The sequence below is a fragment of the Pseudovibrio sp. POLY-S9 genome (assembly GCF_001431305.1).
Taxonomy (GTDB): Bacteria; Pseudomonadota; Alphaproteobacteria; order Rhizobiales; family Stappiaceae; genus Pseudovibrio.
Map to the genome: position 1 here is coordinate 145,805 of NZ_LCWX01000237.1, position 17,497 is coordinate 163,301.

Consider the following 17,497-nt stretch of genomic DNA (forward strand, 5'->3'; position numbering starts at 1 on the left):
GGCAAGTGACGTGCGCTGTTGCTGACCGCCTGAGATTTGCGCGGGCAAACGGTCCAGCAAATGGCCGATCTTCAGAACATCCGCCACTTCCTGCGCCCGCTCGCCGCGGGTGGCTTCATTCTCACCGCGTACTTTTAACGGATAAGAGATGTTCTGGCTGATGTTCATGTGCGGATAAAGCGCATAATCCTGAAACACCATGGAGATTTTGCGGTCTCGCGGATGCAGACCGGTTACATCTTTATCACCGATATAGATGCGCCCACTGGTTGGTGTTTCCAGCCCTGCAATCATGCGCAAGCTGGTGGTTTTTCCGCAGCCGGACGGGCCCAACAGGCAGATGAACTCGCCGTCATTGATCTCAAAGCTGGCATTGGAGACTGCATTAAAATCGCCGAAAGACTTGGTGACGTTTTGAAAGGAGATAGAAGCCATTTTTGTTCTTCCGATTATGCTTTAATGCCGCCGAAGAACCGGAAACCAAACTTCCAGTTTACGAACAGATAGAGAGAGATGACAGGGAACGAGTAGATCAGCGCATAGGCTGCAAGCAGCGTGACGATTGGCGTTCCAGCTTCCGAATAGAAGGAGTAGATGGCCACAGAAGCAGGCATCAGCTCGTCAGAGCGCAGCAGAATGAACGGGATCAGGAAGCTGCCCCAGATGTTGACGAAGGCCCAGACCACCACAACCACAATGCCCGGACGGATGACTGGCAGTGCCACATCACGGAAGGCCTGCATAGAGGACGCCCCGGCGACCATCGCGCTTTCCTCGTAGGACTTGGGGATGCCATCAATAAAGTCGCGCAGGATGAACATCGCTGTTGGCAGCAGACCGCCAGCGAAGACGAGGATTACAGCGACATGGGTGTCGATGAGGCCGAGTTTGGAGACGATCAGGAAGATTGGAACCATCGCCGCACTGCCGGACACCACGGAGGAGAAAAGCAGCAACAAGTATGTGATGCTTTTTTTGCCGGGAATGTCAGAGCGTGACAGAGCATAGGCTGCCAAAGTCGCTGCGAAACCGACAAGAACCACGCCGCCAATGCTTTGGTTGAACGAGTTCAGCAATCCGCGCATTGCGAAGGTGTTTTCAAAGACGGTGAAGAAGTTCTTCAGCGTAAACGGGCTTGGAATTTCCAGTCCGAGTTCTGCACGCGCGTTGAAGGGAGCGAACAGGAACCAGATCAAAGGCAAGGCAAAGCAGATACCGATCAGGGCTGCAAGAACAGAGAAGCTGATACGAGACAGAATTTGCTGGAATGAGAGGGTCATTATTCCGCTCCCTTATGTTTCTGTTTTGCGATGCGCAGATAGAACAGAGCAAAGGCAAGGTTGATCAACATGATAACCACGCCAACGGCGGCCCCTTTGCCAAACTCAAAGTCTTTAAAGGCGACGCGATACGTGTAGATGGACAGCAGCTCGGTGCGGTACGACGGGCCGCCTTGCGTCAGCAGGAACGGGGTAAACACGTTGAACGTCCACATGGTGATAAGGATCAGATCTGTCACCACATGCCCTTTGATGAGCGGCAAAGCGATGTCTTTGAATTTTTGGAAAGACGTCGCGCCAGCAACATCAGCGGCCTGAAAATAGCTTGGCGGAAGAGAGGCAAACGCGGAGTTGAACAGCATCATGGAGAACGCTGCACCGCGCCAGGTGTTGAAGAACACGATCACCCAGAACGGATTGTCCAGCAACCAGTCCCCCGGCTCCAGCCCGAGTGCTGTCGTCAGCATGTTCAAGGTGCCGTTGTCGTAATCAAGGAAGGCGAACCAGGCGAAACCGATCACGACTTCTGGCAGAATCCAAGCCACGATGACGGCAGATTCAGAGAAGACCTTCACGTATTTGGGAGTTGATTGCAGCAACCAAGCGAGGATCATGCCCAGCAGTGCCTGCCCGATAAGAGCGGAGAGCAGCACAAACTGAATTGTAAGAATGAGCGAGAACCCAAACTGGCCTCGTGTGAAGAACGTTTCCATGTTGAACAAGGCGACGTAATTATCAAACCCGACAAACTCGGGGTTGAGAGCTGTTTTACCAAGCAGAGTTCTGTTGGTGAAGGAGACAAAGATCACCCAGAAGAAGGGGACGATCACAAATGCGCCGACAAGAGCCGCAGCGGGCGAGAAAAACAGCGTTCCCGCGCGCACAGACAACAAAGAGAAGTTCTTCAAAATACACCTTCCCAAGAAGGGAGATTACTGGATCGAAAGATCAGGGAGAGGATAAGGGCGCGCAACAGGAGCGCGCCCTGCCCCGGAGTTGGGGTAAGCCTTATTTGCTTACGGTGTTTTCTTCACCAACAATGGCGGTAACGTCAGACTTGTACTGCGCCATGGCCTGCTCTGGTGTCTGTTCGCCGGAGACAACTGCTTCTGTCATACGCTGAACTGCAACAGACACTTTGTTGTAGTAGGCGTTGTTTGGGCGGGCTGTGGTCAGTGGCAGAAGTGTCTGAGAGGTCTCTGTCAGGAAGTCAGAGTTTGGAATCCAGACATCATCACGAATACGAACGCGCGGGTTGATCGCCTGGAATGCATCCAGCTGCTCTTTGGAGTTCATGTAGGACAACAGCGCCCATGACTCTTTTGGAGCTTTGGAGTTTGGATTGATCACAAAACCCGTACCACCGGACATGGTCACGAAGTCCTGACCGCGGAAGCCTTTGCCCGGCTCTTGAGCAGGCATCTTCTTCCAGGTCATGTTGACGTCACGGTCTTTGACTTCAAATTCAGCGCCCGGCTTGGTGACTGAGCGGTAGAACCAGTCGCCTTCAACCAGCATTGCTGTTTTGCCATCGCGGAAGTTTGCGAATGTGCGGTTGCGGCCATCACCCAGCAGCTGAGCGCGCTTGTCGCCAAGCTTTTCATCAACGTAGATGGTCTTATAAAGGTTCAGCGTATCGAGAATGCCTTGAGAGGAAACGATCCACTTGCCGTTCTCGTCCAGCATGCCTTCACCGGTGCCGAGAATAGCCATCCAGTAACCCTGCATGGTGGTTGCTTCACCCATGGAAACGCCCGCATTCAACTGAAGCGGAGCGGATTTAGGCATTGCCTTTTTGATGGTGCGCGCTGCATCCAGAACGTCTTTCCAGGATGTTGGCTGCCATGTGTCAGCGTCAATTCCTGCCTGTGCGAAGATGTCTTTGCGCACAAAGATCATGCGGCTGTCAGTGCCAAGCGCGATACCGTAGGCCTTGCCGCCGTAGGACATCAGCTCTTTGGAGCCATCAGAAATGTGAGACCAGCCTTCCCACTGGTTCACCTCTGCGCCAGCAACCTCTTCCAATGGCTTCAGCAGACCGGCGTCTACGAAGTTTGGAATAAGGAAGCCGTCGAACGATGATACGTCCGCGCCTGCGCCGGTTGAAAAGTCCAGAGCAAGCTGCTGTGTCAGCTGCTCGTCTTTTCCGGCAAACTCTTTAAAAATCACTTTTACGTCTTTGCCTGTGGCTTTCATCATGGTTTCAAAACCAGGAATGACGCTTGTTTTCAGCCAGACAGCAGCTGCACTGTTCACGCCGCCTTCCACACAACGGCAAGTGATGGTGACGTCCGTTGCCATTGCTGGCCCGGCCAATGCTGTGGCAGCTGCAAGACCCAATGCATAACTACGCAATTTACTCATCTAAATTATCCCCCCAGGGCATCCTGTGTTGGTGTGCCTTGTCACTAATCTTGAGAAATCGATCAGTGAATTTAAAATGAACACGTTTTCATTATTCGTCAACACTCAAGAGAAAATCAAGAGGATTCTAAAATATTACGCCAGCAAATATTTTACATAAACGGCACAAATCTGTCATATTTTCGTCGTGCATAAAGAATGTTTGATTGACATCCTAGGGTTAGATACGGCATTAATAGTGAACACGTTTTCACAAATTGAGTGGTTTTGAGTGTCAGAGCATCCAAACATCCAAGAGGCGAAACGCCCCGAACGCGCGACGGCAGATACAGTTGCCAAACTTGCAGGCGTATCGCGAGTCGCTGTTTCACGCGCTTTCAATCCACATGCCTCTTTGAAGAAGGAAAAGCGTGATCTGATTCTCAAGATCGCGAAGGAGCTGGGTTACACGCCAGACATGGCGGGCCGTGCGCTGGTGACACGCCGATCCCATCTGGTGGGGGTGATCGTACCGGATGTGTGCAGCCCATGGGAATCGCAGGAGATCGACGCACTGACCACTGCCCTGCAAGGGGAAGGCTTTGCCACGCTGCTCTTCAAGACCCGCACTGACCAGAGCATGGATGAGCGGTTGCTGACCTATATGAAGGGCTTCAACCTAGACAGCATCATCGCTTTTGCCGAAAACGTTTCACCTGACACACTGACCCATTCGCTGGGCCGGGCCGTGCCGATTTACGTGAGTTATTCGGAGGATGGCAGTTTGCCAAACCAGCCGGGCTCCACTTCTGTCTTCGACCGCTTGATTGTGGACCAGAAGACCGGCATCGATCAGGCCGTTGCTTTGATGCAGGCTTATGGCTGCAAGAACTTTGCCTATCTTGGCGGAACGACCACATCCCTTGCAAATACAGAGCGTGAGCGCGCATTTAAATGCATCATGAAAGAGCGTGGTTTGCCAGAGCCGCTGGTGTTGCAGGGCGACTATACCTATGAGACCGCCCTCGCCTCCACGCTGGATCTGTTCAAGGTTGGCGAAGGCGTTGATGGCATTTTCTCTGCAAATGATGTCGGTGCATTTGGCGTGATTGATGCGCTGCGCTTTCAGCTGGGCCTGCGGGTTCCTGAGGATGTGAAAGTGGTTGGCTTTGATGACATCGCTCAGTCCGGATGGCTGAGCTACAACCTCACCACTGTGAAAATCGATCTGGAAGATCGTGTCCGGGCTCTCGTACGGCTTATCTTGCGGCGCCTTAAAGACCCCAATGCCCCAGCCATGACCGAGACACTGCAGACCCGCCTGATTGTGCGCGGTACTGTTGGCTCATAAGAAGCAAAGAAATATGTCCCCAAATACTATTCACCTGATTTTCAAAACCCATCTGGATATCGGTTTCACTGATCATGCGGAGAAGGTCCGGCAGCGTTATCACTCCTATTTTTTACCGCAAGCGCTTGATACGGCGGAGCATTTCTATTTCGAAAACCCGCAGGACCCGAAATTTCGCTGGACCACGGGCGCATGGCTGATCTGGGACTATCTGAACGAGGCGTCAGCTACTGAAGCAAAGCGACTGGAAGCTGCGATTGAGAAGGGTTTGATCCGCTGGCACGGATTGCCGTTCACGACACATTCTGAGCTGATGTCACCGGCCCTGTTTGAGGCTGGTCTTTCCTACTCCAAAGAGCTGGATGAGCGGTTTGGGGTGAAGACTATTGCCGCAAAGATGACAGATGTTCCCGGACATACGCTTGGTATTGTGCCGCTGATGGCGAAAGCTGGCATCAAGTTTTTGCATCTGGGGGTCAACACCGCTTCTCCGACACCAAAACTGCCGGACGTGTTCCGCTGGCAGGCCCCTTCCGGTGAAGAGGTTCTGGTGCTCTACCAGAACTCCTATGGCGCAACCCAGTTTATTCCGGGTGTTTCTGATGGCCTGAGTTTTGCACATACGGAAGACAATATCGGGCCACAGAACATCGGACAGACGGTGAATGTGTTCCGTGCGATGGAGCGGCAGTATCCGGATTATCAGATCAAGGCAGCGACGCTGGATGAGTTTGCCGAGGTGCTGTGGCCACACCGGGAAAGCTTCCCCGTTGTAACGCAGGAAATCGGCGACAGCTGGATCCATGGCAGCGCGACTGATCCTGTAAAGTCAGCACAGTACCGGGCATTGCAGCGGGTTTATGATCGTTTCGCTGACGACAAAATTACGCCGGAGCGGCTATCCTTTGGCCGCAAGCTTTCCATGGTGGCTGAGCATACGTGCGGCGTAGATATCAAAACCTATCTACGCGATGAACAGGCGTGGGATCGTGGGGATTTTGACGTTGCACGCCAAAACGATCCGCGCTTTCAGTATGCTGAAGCGTCCTGGGCTGAACAGCGGGCTTATTGTAAGGATGCCGTTGCTGCGCTTGATAAGGGTGATCAGAAGGTTGCCAGGGCAGCGCTTAAAGAGCTGTGCTGCCCTCTTCCGCATGCTGGTCCGTTTGAGATTATCAATGAGGCCGAGTTTGGTGGTTGGTCCATGGAGATTGATAGTGACACCGGTGCTATCAAGCGGCTTACAACACCAGATGGGAAAGACCTGTTTGGGCTGGATGACAATCTGCTTTCGTTTGCCCATGAAACCTATGATGCCAGCGATGTCAAAGCGCATATGGATGCCTATCTGACCCACGAAGAAGAATGGGCCATTTTAGATCACATCAAGCCGGGATTGGATAAGGCAGGGACTGCGACGTCCAAAACCCATTGCCCGAAGTTTGAAGGGCTTGCGGTTGCCGACGATCACGTCGTTCTTTCCTATGTGATGGCCTCGGATATTCCCGGCGCGACCTCCAACATTCAGCTGGCACTGAATGGGTCAAACGACAAGCTGGAGATAACGCTGCGGCTTTACGGTAAGATTGCCAATCGTATGCCTGAGGCTGGGTTCCTGCGGTTTGCGCCAGATGGTGCGGCACGCTGGCAGTTCGATAAGACCGGATATTGGGTGAATGCGCATGATCTGCCGGATATGAGCGGAGGTCAGTTGCAGGCGATCTTTGGGGCGAGAGCACAAGCAGATCAGGAGATCCGCATTGTGCCGCTGGATACTCCGCTTGTGGCCCCTGCTGATTTGCCGTTTATGCCGTTCCAGCACAGGGCACCTGCTTATGATCAGGGGCTTCGGTTCAACATCTACAACAACAAGTGGGGCACCAACTTCCCGATGTGGTGGGAAGGTGACTTTAGCGCCCGGTTTGTGTTGGAGATTGGCGCTTAATTCGCCAGAGCCACAATAAAAAAGCCAACTCACGGCATTGGACGTGAGCTGGCCTCTCGGGAGCGTAGGAATTTCAGTTTATTCAGCTGCAACAGACTCACTGTCGGAGCCGCGGGCATCCCACAAGCCCTGATAGATTTCCATCATCTCAGCAATGGTTGGCGTGACCGGGTTGTTGCCCGGAGAACCTGAGGCGAGCGCCTGCTCTGCCATGGTTTCGCAGCGGTCCATAAACTCCTGACGATCAATGCCAAACTCTTCCGGTGTTGGTACGGAGAGCTCATCATTCAAGGCACGCAGCTCAATCAGGAGCTTACGGTTTGCCATAGCATCATCATCCTGCTGGGATGCAAAACCCAATGCACGTGCAGCCTGAGCGTAACGCTCTGGAGCAGCTGGAATTGAGAAGGCTGTCACATCTGGCAGAAGCATCGCGTTGGAAAGTCCGTGCGGCACGTGGAAGAACGCGCCAATCGGGCGGCTCATACCGTGCACCAGAGCCACGGATGCGCTTGAGAACGCAACGCCTGCAAGGGTTGAGCCGAGCATCATCTCTTCACGTGCTTTTTCGTTGTTGCCTGTGTGGTAGACTTCACGCAGGTTCGGGCCGATCAGCTTCAGGGCAGCCAGTGCCTGACTGTCGCTGTACGGATTTGCCTTTTTGCTGACATAGGCTTCGAGCGCATGGGTCATGGCATCAATACCGGTGTCCGCGGTGATGCGTGCTGGCAGGCTCATGGTGAGTTTGTAGTCCACCAGTGCGGCAACAGGCATGAAGCCGATGCCGACACACAGCATCTTTTCGCCGCGCTCTTCATCTGTGATGATGGTGAAACGGGTTACTTCCGTGCCAGTGCCAGCAGTTGTTGGAACCGCAATAACTGGCAGGCCCTGCTCCGTGACGTCTCGTGGGAAGCGGTAGTCGCGCATTTCCCCGCCAAACTTTGCCAGAATCGCAATGGCTTTTGCGCTGTCGATCGGGCTGCCGCCGCCAAGCGCTACGATGCAGTCATAGCTGTCTTCCCGCGCCTTTTCCACACCCGGAAGGATGGAGGCGACGGTTGGCTCAGGCAAAGTGTCTGCAAAAACTTCGCTTTCAATGCCCTCAGCCTTCAGGCTTTCCTGCATAGATTCGGAATATCCCAGCTGAACCATCATGGGATCTGTGACGATGAGAGGCTTTTTGCAGCCGATTTTTGCCAGAACTGCAGGCAATTGAAGGGCGGCTCCCGCACCAACTTGCATGATGCGCGGCAGAATGATCTGAGATGTCATGAGAATGAACCTTTGGTTATTGTCACCATCTGGGATGCCGGGAACATCCCAGATGGTTCGGGGTGAGAGCGCCTTACTCGGCCGGGGCTGCAGCAGGGGCTGCATTGCCAGCTGAATAAGGATGCTCTTCGTCATCTATGGTGGAGATGATTTCTGAGACCTCGAGGTGGAGTGATTTAAGCAATCCCCACGTGGTCAGGATCAGCACGAAGGAATACGGCAGAGCCGCCACGATCGAGGCTGTTTGCAAGGCTCGCAAGCCACCGGCGAACAACAGCACCGCAGACACGGCGCCAATGGAAAGGCCCCAGAAGATGCGGTAGCGGTTGGCCGGGTTCTCGTCGCCCATGGACAAGATGGTGCAGATAACGAGCGTCGCGGAATCCGCAGAGGTTACAAAGTACGTCACCAGCAAAACTGTACACATCGCCGCGCCGAGGATGGTGAGCGTGGAGCCCAGATCCATCAGTTCGATGGTTGTGTAAAGAGCCGAGGTGATGTCCGCATTCACCGCTTCTGTCACGCCGCCAGCGCCGAATAGTTCAAGGAACATTGCGGTGTTGCCGAAGGTGGTGATCCAGAATGTGGAGAGCAGTGTTGGAGCCAGCAATACGCCGAGCAGGAATTCTTTAACCGTACGGCCTCTGGAGATGCGCGCGATGAAGATGCCAACAAATGGCGCCCACGCAATCCACCAACCCCAGTAGAAGATGGTCCAGCCACCCTGCCAGCTGTTGCTCGGATCAGTTTCGACCCAGAAGCCAAGCGGAATTGCGTTGGTCAGGTAGTCGCCCAGATTGGTTGCGAAAGACCCGAGAATGTAAACGGTCGGGCCAAAAATGAGGAAGAACACAAGCATCACCATGGTGAGGTGCATGTTGAATTCACTCAGGATTTTGATGCCCTTGTTCACGCCACTCAGGACGGACATGGTTGCCAGTACGGAGATAACCGCGATGATGATGATCTTGTTGGTGATGCTGACTTCAAAGCCGAACAGGTAGTTCAGGCCGGTATTCATCTGCTGGGCTCCCAACCCAAGAGATGTCGCAATACCGAAGACTGTACCGAAAACTGCAAGCAGATCGGCAGCGTGACCGATTGGACCGTAAATCTTATCACCAAAAATCGGATAGAGCCCTGAACGAACGGACAGCGGCAGGCCCTTGCGATAGTGGAAATAAGCTAGTCCCAGACCGGAGAGTGCAAACAGTGCCCAACCATGCAAACCCCAATGGAAAATACTGATCCGCATTGCAATTTGGGCGGCTTCTACGGAGCTTTCCTGCCCTTCTGCGATAAACGGATTACTCTGGAAGTGGTAGATCGGCTCTGCGATACTCCAGAACAGAATCCCGATGCCGATGCCGGCCCCAAAGAGCATCGAGAACCAGGAAAAGAAGCTGTATTCCGGCTTTTCGTCATCTTTGCCCAGGCGAATATTGCCGTAACGGCTCATGGTCATCGCGAAAGCCAGAAACAGGAAAAAACTGACCAGACCAATATAGTACCAAGATAGATTATTTGCGATGAAACCTTTGGCTGAATTGTAAAGTGAGCCAGCAGTTTCAGGAACCATTACAGTAAATAAAACAAACGCAATGACGAGTACTGTAGACCCGACAGCCATAACAGGATTTACACCTGTAAACAGGCCCTCCCCCGTCCTTCTTTCAGTATTGCTGTTATTATACATTTGTCCCCCTCAAGCTTTATTTTTGCTGTCCTGATTGAAGGTTGAATTTTTGCCGGAGGGTTAAATTGTTATCAATCAACAAAAAAAGACCCAATGGTATAAAAATATTTATGAATAGTTTTACGTAGAGTATGAAATTCTACCCATACGAATGGGAGAAGTTAATGAAGAAGAATTTACCCCCGCTCAATTGGCTCAGGGCATTTGAAGCGTCGGCGCGTCATCTCAGCTTTACGCATGCATCAACAGAGCTCAACCTTACGCAGGCAGCGATCAGTCACCAGATCAAGGGCCTGGAGTGTCAGTTGGGATCTGTGCTGTTTAAACGATTGCCGCGTGGACTGGAACTGACAGATGCGGGGGCGGCGTATTTGCCGGCAGTCCACGAATCCGTGGAGCGCCTGAAGGCGGCAACGGAGGAAATCTTCGGTCAGGGGCAGAACAATCTGCTGACTGTGAAGATCAACATGGTGTTCTTCATGCGCTGGCTTGCCCCGCGTATGAAAGAGTTTCGCAAGCTGCATCCAAAGATCAACCTGCGTGTCACCTCCAACATCTGGTTGGACAACAAAGAAACCTCCGGTGACTGCGATCTGGAAGTGCGCTACGGGCGGGGAAAATGGCCGTCAGTTCAATGTGACCGACTGACACGAGACGAGCTTTTTCCGGTTTGCAGCCCTTGTTATCTGGAAGAAAACGGGCCGTTGGAGTCGCCAAAAGACCTTGCAAATCATAGTGTTTTGCATGTGATTGGCTATCAGGAAGGCTGGGGATACTGGCTGAAGCAGACCAAGCACAGTGATGTGGAACTGAGGCAGAGTTATCAGTTTGATACGCTTGTCACGGCTCTGGAAATGGCAGCTTTAGGAGAAGGCGTTGCTTTGGGCAGAACAAGTCTTGTGGAAAATGCACTGAAGTCCGGCCTGCTGGTTGCTCCACTGGAAAATCGCGTTCCGACGGAAGAAGCGTTTTATCTGGTTTACTCCAACACAAGCCTTGAGCACCCGCATGCTGTCACCTTCAGAAACTGGCTGTTGAACGTAATACATGAGGGGTAATCTCCCTTTTGGGCAGGACACTGCCCCCGCTGCACAGGCGGCATAAAACAGGTTTGGTGGAAGAAATTTCAGCTTCCACCAGTCCGGCAAAGGCAAAATCAAACAGTTCAGAATTAGACGAGCTACAAAAATTTTTATGCCTGCACCGAAATTTAAATTGCTGGTTTCTACGTAGGTGCCTGCCTATTGTTTTTCCAATGAAGTGAACCGTTGCTGCGAAGCATTTCACCCATAACAACCTGAAATCAAAGACATACTTATGTCTGGAATAAACTAAGAACTGCCGATGGGCGGTTTCTGAGGATGATGTTGCATGGAAAAAAGACTTCCCCTTGAAGGTGTCAGAGTTGTTGACTTCGGTCAGCAGATTGCAGGTCCAGCTGTTGCTATGATCCTTGCGGATATGGGCGCAACTGTTATTCACGTCGATCCGCCTCAAGGGCCTCAGTGGGATCACCCGGCAAATGCGATTTTAAATCGTAACAAGAAATGCATCCGGCTTGATCTGAAGTCAGAAGCTGGCTTGCAAAAGGCGTTTGACCTGATTGCAGCAGCCGACGTGGTGCTTGAAAGCTTCCGCCCTGGCAAGATGAAAGACCTTGGGGTCGATTTTGCTGCGCTGCGTGCTGAACGCCCTGAGCTGGTTACACTTTCAGTCCCGGGATTTGCCAGCAATGATGAGCTGCGCCGTGAATGGAAAGCAACGGAAGCTATCGTGGCCGCCACATCAGGCGCGTTCACCGACATGGGCTTCAACCGTGTTCTTATGGGTCTGAACCCAAGCTTCTCACCGCTTCCACTGGGCTCTTCTTATGCCACAACAATGGCGGCCAGCTCTGTTGTGATGGCTCTGCTTGCCCGTGAGAAGACAGGCCGTGGCGATACGATTGAAGTGCCGATTGCAGCTGCTCTTATGGAAGGCCTCTCCTACAATTCTGTTGTGATTGAAGGCATGCCAGAGCGCTACATGACCATGCGCGAGCACGAACTTACCCATCGCCGTGAAAATGATATCGAGATGGATCTTTCCTATGAGGATCTACAGGAATACCTCGATCCGTTCTACCGGACCTATGAGTGTGCAGATGGCCGTTATTTCTATGCGGTCTGCCCGTCTCACCGCAACCACGCCCGCCGCTGCCTGCAGGCTCTCGGTATTTACGAGGAGCTGCTTGCTGAAGGCCTGCCTGAGGTAAACAACCTGCACCTGCCTATTGCTGAGTGGGACGGGGAAACGTCCATTGGTGTTTATCCGCTTCCGAAAAAGTGGGCTGATATCATTTCCGTGAAAATGAAGAAGGTGTTCCTCACTAAAACCTCTGATGAATGGGGCGTTATCTTTGGTGAAGGCCAGATTCCAGGCGCACCACATCGCACCACGCAGGAATGGGTGAACAGCGAGCACTGCAACACGTCCGGTCTGATTGTCGAAGTGAACGACCCTGAATACGGCCTGATGAAACAGCCCGGTCCTGTTGTGTGGTTTGAGGAGATTGTAGACTACCTGCTCACTCCAAAACCACGCGAGAACGTAACCTTTGAAGAGGCTCTGGCAACCCTGAAAGCCGTTGGCGACACGGGCTCTTTGCCTGCCCCAACAGCTCCAGCAGCAGACAAAGACGGCTGGCTCAATGATCTACGTATTCTGGATCTGACTAACGTGATTGCGGGTCCGCATTCCACAGCGTTCCTCGGGCGGTTTGGTGCTGAGGTGATCAAGCTGGATCCGGTGAAGCCGCTTTACGATCCGCTAATTGGTACGCTGTTTACGTTCCAAACCAACATTGGCAAAAAGAGTGCGCTGGTGGACATTACTACGGGCGAAGGCCGTGAGGCTTTTGAGCGTCTGGTGAAGTCCGTTGATCTTGTGGTGATCAATGCCCCTGACCGTCAGATGAAGCCGCTTGGCCTTGACCATGACAGTTTGCAGGCGATCAATCCGGGTGTTCTGTTCTGCCGTCTGGACTGTCTTGGTGGACCAAAGCCGGGACCGAAGACCAACTACATTGGTTATGATGACATCATTCAGGCCAACAGCGGCATCATGAGCCGGTTTGGCGGCGTTGATACACCGGAAGAGCATGCGCACCTTGGTACGCTTGACGTAAACTGTGGCTTTGCTGCTGGCCTTGGTATGGCGTTGTCGCTTTATCACAAGCACAAAACCGGAGAGACCTCCCGTGCGCGGACCTCTCTGTCAGCGGTAACCAATCTGGCGCAGATCAAGTTTGCGTTTGATTATGAAGGCCGTGCCTCGTTTGATGAAGCATCCGGACGTGATGCCCTTGGCAACCACGCGCTCTCACACTTCTATAAAGCCTCTGATGGTTGGATCTTTATGGATGCAGAGGACCACGAGCTTATTGACCTTGCACAGGTTGAAGGTTTGAGCGGTGTGGAAGAAGCCAATGACACCGCTGAGTTCCTGCGTGTTGCCTTTGAACAGGACACTGCAGAAAGCTGGTGTGAGAAGTTGAGAGCAGCGGATATTGCAGCGGCTCAGCCTCTGGGCATCGAACATCTGCGCGACACGTACACCCGTACGGCTGATGGTGCGGTTGGCATTGATCGTGGCAGCTACGCGTTTTCCACTTATGAGGATCATCCAAGTGGGCACCGCGTAACACTGATCGACCACTATTCCATCCGTCCAGAGGAAGCCGCTATCCGCGCCTTGCCTAGCACTGAGGCTTACGGCAATTCCACACGCGAAGTGCTTGCCGGTGTTGGATACAGCGATGAGCAGGTGGATGACATGATTGAACGGCGGATTGCTGGTACCGGTTGGGGCCGGGAGTTCCTGCCGAGCTGATCCCTCAAAAAACGTATATCCCTTTCCCATAGTAGGGGCCCACACATCAGGGATATGCTTTAATGGACCCCCCTCACAGCGCTTCAGGCCTTGTGAGGGGGTTCTGCTTTTGGGGGGCTTGTTCAGGTCTTTATTGCGTAAACGCTGCTGAGCCGTAGGTGAGCAGGGCTGCACAAACCATTGTTAAAGTGAAAATCATTGAGGTGAGCATGGAGAGCCATGCAGGGCATCTGGTCAGGCCAAGGTATCGGGTCAGGATGATCCGCGCCTTAAACAGGATCAGCACAGCGATGATCAGTGGGCCGACATAGACAAGCAATTCGCTGCTGAACAGGCTGAGGCCGTAGCCGAGCAGAGTGAGTGCAACCAGAACCACCCAGGCTTTGAGCAGATCGTTCATCTGGATGCTTTTAGAGGGTGTTTTGTTGGTGTCCATGATTACAGCCCCTGCCCCATGAGATAGAAAATGGGGAAAATGATCACCCAGATCAGATCAACCATATGCCAGAAGGCTGTGCCCGATTCCATATTATCCTCGGTGGGCCACAGGGCGATTATGCTGAGTATGATCAGGCCAAAGATCACGTGGGCCAAATGGAACCCGGTGACCAGATAGTAAAGCGTATAGAATGTGTTGGTTTCAACATTGAGGCCAAGGGCAAGCTTTTCCTTGTACTCGAAAATCTTGAACGCGATGAACACGACGCCAAGACTTCCTGCCCCCAGCAATACCAATCTTGTCTTCACAATCTCTTTGATTTTAGCAAAGCGTACCGCGATGGCGGCGAACAAGCCTGAGGTGAGCAGGATGATTGTGTTCAAGGTAGCAAGAGGCACGTTCAGGTGCGTGCGTGCCTCGCGGTAAATCTCAGGATTGAGCAGCTCATTGCCGGCGAAGACCCACAGCGCTCCGCCAAACACGAGGATTTCGCTGACGATCAGGATCCACATCATGGGATCGCCGGGCAGATTTTCCAATGCCCAGGGAGAGACAGGCTGCTGATAGAGCCGTTCTGCAGTCTCGTTTTCTTTCTGGCAAGCCTCGTCCATTACGCCCTTCCAGCCGATATGAGTGTTTGAGGCAAAAGTAGATCGGTTTGCCTGCGTGGTCCTTGTTGGAGCGCTAACTGTAGCTGCTCTTTGCTATCTGATTGGCTGATTGATGGTTTGTTCCACCCAGTTTTGCCAGGAGGAGACGAAAGAGCTTGCCAATCGGGACAGTGGACGCTGGTGCGGCACGAGGATGGAGTAGCCAAAAGGCACTGTTGGCTCGAAGGGCAAAAACACGATTTTGGAGGCATCCCCGCGGCTGCGCTGATAGCTGACCGCGCTCAAAGCATCGACAACTGCGCAGATCTGCCCGGCTTCGACAAAATGGAACAGCGGCAGGAAGTATTGAGTATCAATGCGGATATCAAAATGCGCATCACTGGATTGGAACGCGGCTTTGGTAGCCTCAAAGGTGGAGTGACTGGGCTGGAGCACGCCCATGGGCACACCATCCAGATCCTTCGCGTGGATCACCTTCTTGTTTGCCAGTGCTGATGTTTTCGGGACAGCGCACAGGCAGGTGCATGGGATTGTGGTGTTGTGAGACAGGACATCCTGCTCCGTGCCTACAGCTGCATCACAAAAGCCGATGTCAAAGCTTTGTGCGGCGATCAAGTTGAGGATTTGCGGTGAGCTGCGGGTTGCCAGAGTGACCTTCACCTGCGGTTTGTCCTCGATGAAGTTGCTGATGAACTCGGGCAGCAGATAGGAGGATGGACCGGGCATGGCAACAATACTCAACGAGCCTTGCACCTGATCGCGCATGTTGCTGAGGTTTTGCTCAACCGTCTTCAAACGATCTAGAATGCCTGAGGCCTCCGAGAGCAAATAATGGGATTCTGGGACAGGAATCAGTCGGCGGCCTTCACGCAGAAAGAGCGGCATTCCCAAATCATCTTCCAGTGCTTTGAGCGATGCGCTGACGGCGGGCTGGGTGCGATGCAGGTTTCGTGCAGCGTGGCTGACGGATCCGGTTTTCATAATTTCGCGGAAAACCGCCAGTTGCTGCAAGTTCATGGGCACCTCAATATATAAACAAAATCTATCATAACCATAATATTTCGAATTTGCTTTTATGAATAAGGCTAACCACCATGAGGCCAATAATTATAAATACCTATCACCTTGAATTGGGCTTATCTGAATTTATTAGAGGGGGGATACTCATGGGATTATTCAGTAAATGCGCCGGGATTGCGCTTGCTTGCACGATGATCAGTGGTGCAGCGGTTGCGCAGGACATCAAGTTTTTCCGCATTGGTACAGGTGGTGCTGGCGGAACCTACTTCCCGATTGGCGGGATCATTGCCAACGCAATTTCCAACCCTCCGGGCTCTCGTCCGTGTGATCAGGGCGGCAACTGTGGTGTTCCAAATCTGGTGGCGATCGCGCAGTCAACCAACGCGTCAGCGCATAATGTGAACGCCATTCAGGCGGGCCAGATGGAAGCGGGCCTGACCGGTGCTGCGACACTTCATTTCGCCTATCACGGCTCTGGCAAGTATGAGGGCAACGCCAAACCAGACCTTCGTGTGATTGCAAACCTTTACCCTGAGGACTTGCATCTTGTACTGCCAAAGGGTGGTGAGCTGGACAGCCTTGCGGACCTGAAAGGCAAACGGGTTGGAATTGCGCAGGCAGGTTCTGGAACGCAGATTGCTGTTGAGCTCATTCTCGGTGATCACGGCGTCAATCGGAACAATATTGATGAGGCAGAGCTCAACAACTCTCAAAGCGCGGAGCGGACAGCTGATGGTCAGCTGGATGCCTACTTCTATGCTGCGGGAACCCCGGTTGCTGCCATGATCCAGCTGGATAACACCAAGGGCATGGATCTCTATTCCTTCACTGAGGCTGAAGTTGCTCAGGCGAACAAGACTGTTCCCTACTACATTCCTTCCACCATCCCTGCTGGCACTTATCCGGGCGTGACGCATGACACCAACACGGTGGCAGTGAGCGGCATGTTTGTGACCAATGCTAATATTGATGAGGAACTGGTCTACGAGATCACTAAGGCGCTTTGGTCCAAGACCGCCCGTAAACTGCTGGATAATGGACATCCGAAGGGCAAGGTCATCACCATGAAGAGCGCGCTTGATGGCATTGATGGTATTGGCGTGCCGCTGCACCCGGGTGCTGAGCGTTACTACAAAGAAGTTGGCCTGCTCGATTAATCACAGTCTGACTTAAAACGGCAGCGGGAGTGTTCTTCCGCTGCCTTCTGTCGCCACCGGTGGTTCAGCCTTGCCGCATGCTTTTGTTTGCGCAGCTGTTGGTATTGGGAAGAGATAGCCCAACACGCTCCTACCACCGCATGACGCACCCCAGACCCGGGAGGGTTCCATGCCCCTACAATCGCACCTTGATAACAAGGCTCTGGAAGAGCTGGAGAAAAAGTATGACTCCGCTCTCCATACCCGTGACAACGGGCCAATCCTGACAAAAGTGGTTTATTGGGCGACCATTGCCTATGCGCTCTATCACTTCTGGACCGCCGGATTTGGCACGCCGGTTGATTATGTTCACATGGGCATCCATCTGGCCGGGTTGTATTTCTTCATTTTTCTGGCGTTCCCCTTCCTCAAATCTGATCGTGCCTTGGCCAATACGCCCGGTAAGTTCCTGAGCTTTGGTAATGTGCCGCTGCTTGACTGGGTGATCATGATACTGGCGATGATGGGATC

At 52.9% G+C, this 17,497-nt stretch carries 14 protein-coding genes and 1 pseudogene; 6 read left to right on the forward strand and 9 right to left on the reverse strand.

The window, feature by feature from the left end:
* From PPL9_RS34405 to PPL9_RS24785, 4 genes are all read right to left on the reverse strand, one after another.
* A partial coding sequence (locus PPL9_RS34405; RefSeq protein WP_244273463.1) for an ABC transporter ATP-binding protein occupies positions 1-435 on the reverse strand: 435 nt, incomplete at its 3' end.
* Positions 436-449: 14 nt separating this feature from the next.
* The gene (locus PPL9_RS24775) at positions 450-1,280 is read right to left on the reverse strand and encodes a carbohydrate ABC transporter permease (RefSeq protein WP_057465210.1); all 831 of its coding nucleotides are present in this window, start codon (positions 1,278-1,280) and stop codon (positions 450-452) included.
* Positions 1,280-2,188 carry a sugar ABC transporter permease gene (locus PPL9_RS24780; protein WP_057465211.1) on the reverse strand — a complete coding sequence of 303 codons (909 nt, stop codon included), beginning with the start codon at positions 2,186-2,188 and terminating at the stop codon, positions 1,280-1,282. Before PPL9_RS24780 ends, PPL9_RS24775 begins: the two co-directional genes overlap by 1 nt.
* A gap of 100 nt (positions 2,189-2,288) precedes the next feature.
* Positions 2,289-3,644, reverse strand: a complete 1,356-nt coding sequence (locus PPL9_RS24785) for an extracellular solute-binding protein (protein ID WP_057465212.1) — start codon at positions 3,642-3,644, stop codon at positions 2,289-2,291.
* Between the two features lie 271 nt (positions 3,645-3,915).
* On the opposite strand from PPL9_RS24785, the gene PPL9_RS24790 reads away from it, so the two are divergent.
* Together PPL9_RS24790 and PPL9_RS24795 are read left to right on the forward strand one after the other, a co-directional pair.
* Positions 3,916-4,974, forward strand: a complete 1,059-nt coding sequence (locus PPL9_RS24790; protein WP_057465213.1) for a LacI family DNA-binding transcriptional regulator — start codon at positions 3,916-3,918, stop codon at positions 4,972-4,974.
* Between the two features lie 13 nt (positions 4,975-4,987).
* Complete coding sequence (locus PPL9_RS24795; RefSeq protein ID WP_057465214.1) at positions 4,988-6,919, forward strand: DUF5054 domain-containing protein; 1,932 nt, start codon at positions 4,988-4,990, stop codon at positions 6,917-6,919.
* 78 nt (positions 6,920-6,997) lie between these two features.
* Here the strand turns inward: PPL9_RS24795 and PPL9_RS24800 are convergent, their stop codons facing one another.
* Positions 6,998-8,194, reverse strand: a complete 1,197-nt coding sequence (locus PPL9_RS24800; protein ID WP_057465389.1) for an iron-containing alcohol dehydrogenase — start codon at positions 8,192-8,194, stop codon at positions 6,998-7,000.
* Between the two features lie 73 nt (positions 8,195-8,267).
* Positions 8,268-9,890, reverse strand: a complete 1,623-nt coding sequence (locus PPL9_RS24805) for a BCCT family transporter (RefSeq protein ID WP_208980913.1) — start codon at positions 9,888-9,890, stop codon at positions 8,268-8,270.
* A 164-nt stretch (positions 9,891-10,054) separates the two neighbouring features.
* Between PPL9_RS24805 and gcvA the strand changes: the two genes are divergently transcribed.
* Positions 10,055-10,948 carry a transcriptional regulator GcvA gene (gcvA, locus tag PPL9_RS24810; RefSeq protein WP_057465216.1) on the forward strand — a complete coding sequence of 298 codons (894 nt, stop codon included), beginning with the start codon at positions 10,055-10,057 and terminating at the stop codon, positions 10,946-10,948.
* Between the two features lie 313 nt (positions 10,949-11,261).
* On the forward strand, positions 11,262-13,760 hold the full coding sequence (locus PPL9_RS24815; RefSeq protein WP_057465217.1) for a CoA transferase: 2,499 nt from the start codon (positions 11,262-11,264) through the stop codon (positions 13,758-13,760).
* A gap of 130 nt (positions 13,761-13,890) precedes the next feature.
* Here PPL9_RS24815 and PPL9_RS24820 read toward each other — a convergent pair whose 3' ends face one another.
* The 3 genes from PPL9_RS24820 to PPL9_RS24830 form a co-directional block, all read right to left on the reverse strand.
* Positions 13,891-14,196: a hypothetical protein gene (locus tag PPL9_RS24820; protein ID WP_057465218.1), complete on the reverse strand. Its 306-nt coding sequence runs from the start codon at positions 14,194-14,196 to the stop codon at positions 13,891-13,893.
* A 2-nt stretch (positions 14,197-14,198) separates the two neighbouring features.
* Positions 14,199-14,810 (reverse strand): cytochrome c oxidase subunit 3, encoded by a 612-nt coding sequence (locus tag PPL9_RS24825; protein WP_057465219.1) that lies wholly within the window; start codon positions 14,808-14,810, stop codon positions 14,199-14,201.
* A gap of 93 nt (positions 14,811-14,903) precedes the next feature.
* Positions 14,904-15,827, reverse strand: coding sequence for a LysR family transcriptional regulator (locus PPL9_RS24830; protein WP_057465220.1), 924 nt, complete (start codon positions 15,825-15,827; stop codon positions 14,904-14,906).
* Between the two features lie 149 nt (positions 15,828-15,976).
* Here PPL9_RS24830 and PPL9_RS24835 point away from each other — a divergent pair, with 149 nt between their 5' ends.
* Positions 15,977-16,987 carry a TAXI family TRAP transporter solute-binding subunit gene (locus PPL9_RS24835; protein ID WP_057465221.1) on the forward strand — a complete coding sequence of 337 codons (1,011 nt, stop codon included), beginning with the start codon at positions 15,977-15,979 and terminating at the stop codon, positions 16,985-16,987.
* Between the two features lie 169 nt (positions 16,988-17,156).
* Positions 17,157-17,497: pseudogene (locus tag PPL9_RS31620) on the forward strand (TRAP transporter permease); the annotation flags it as partial.

Excerpts from the sequence above, each read along its gene's own strand:
- PPL9_RS24775 (WP_057465210.1), bottom strand. The coding sequence starts at position 1,280 with ATGACCCTCTCATTCCAGCAAATTCTGTCTCGTATCAGCTTCTCTGTT.
- PPL9_RS24785 (WP_057465212.1), bottom strand. The coding sequence starts at position 3,644 with ATGAGTAAATTGCGTAGTTATGCATTGGGTCTTGCAGCTGCCACAGCA.
- PPL9_RS24795 (WP_057465214.1), top strand. The coding sequence starts at position 4,988 with ATGTCCCCAAATACTATTCACCTGATTTTCAAAACCCATCTGGATATC.
- PPL9_RS24800 (WP_057465389.1), bottom strand. The coding sequence starts at position 8,194 with ATGACATCTCAGATCATTCTGCCGCGCATCATGCAAGTTGGTGCGGGA.
- PPL9_RS24805 (WP_208980913.1), bottom strand. The coding sequence starts at position 9,890 with ATGTATAATAACAGCAATACTGAAAGAAGGACGGGGGAGGGCCTGTTT.
- gcvA (WP_057465216.1), top strand. The coding sequence starts at position 10,055 with ATGAAGAAGAATTTACCCCCGCTCAATTGGCTCAGGGCATTTGAAGCG.
- PPL9_RS24815 (WP_057465217.1), top strand. The coding sequence starts at position 11,262 with ATGGAAAAAAGACTTCCCCTTGAAGGTGTCAGAGTTGTTGACTTCGGT.
- PPL9_RS24820 (WP_057465218.1), bottom strand. The coding sequence starts at position 14,196 with ATGGACACCAACAAAACACCCTCTAAAAGCATCCAGATGAACGATCTG.
- PPL9_RS24825 (WP_057465219.1), bottom strand. The coding sequence starts at position 14,810 with ATGGACGAGGCTTGCCAGAAAGAAAACGAGACTGCAGAACGGCTCTAT.
- PPL9_RS24830 (WP_057465220.1), bottom strand. The coding sequence starts at position 15,827 with ATGAACTTGCAGCAACTGGCGGTTTTCCGCGAAATTATGAAAACCGGA.
- PPL9_RS24835 (WP_057465221.1), top strand. The coding sequence starts at position 15,977 with ATGGGATTATTCAGTAAATGCGCCGGGATTGCGCTTGCTTGCACGATG.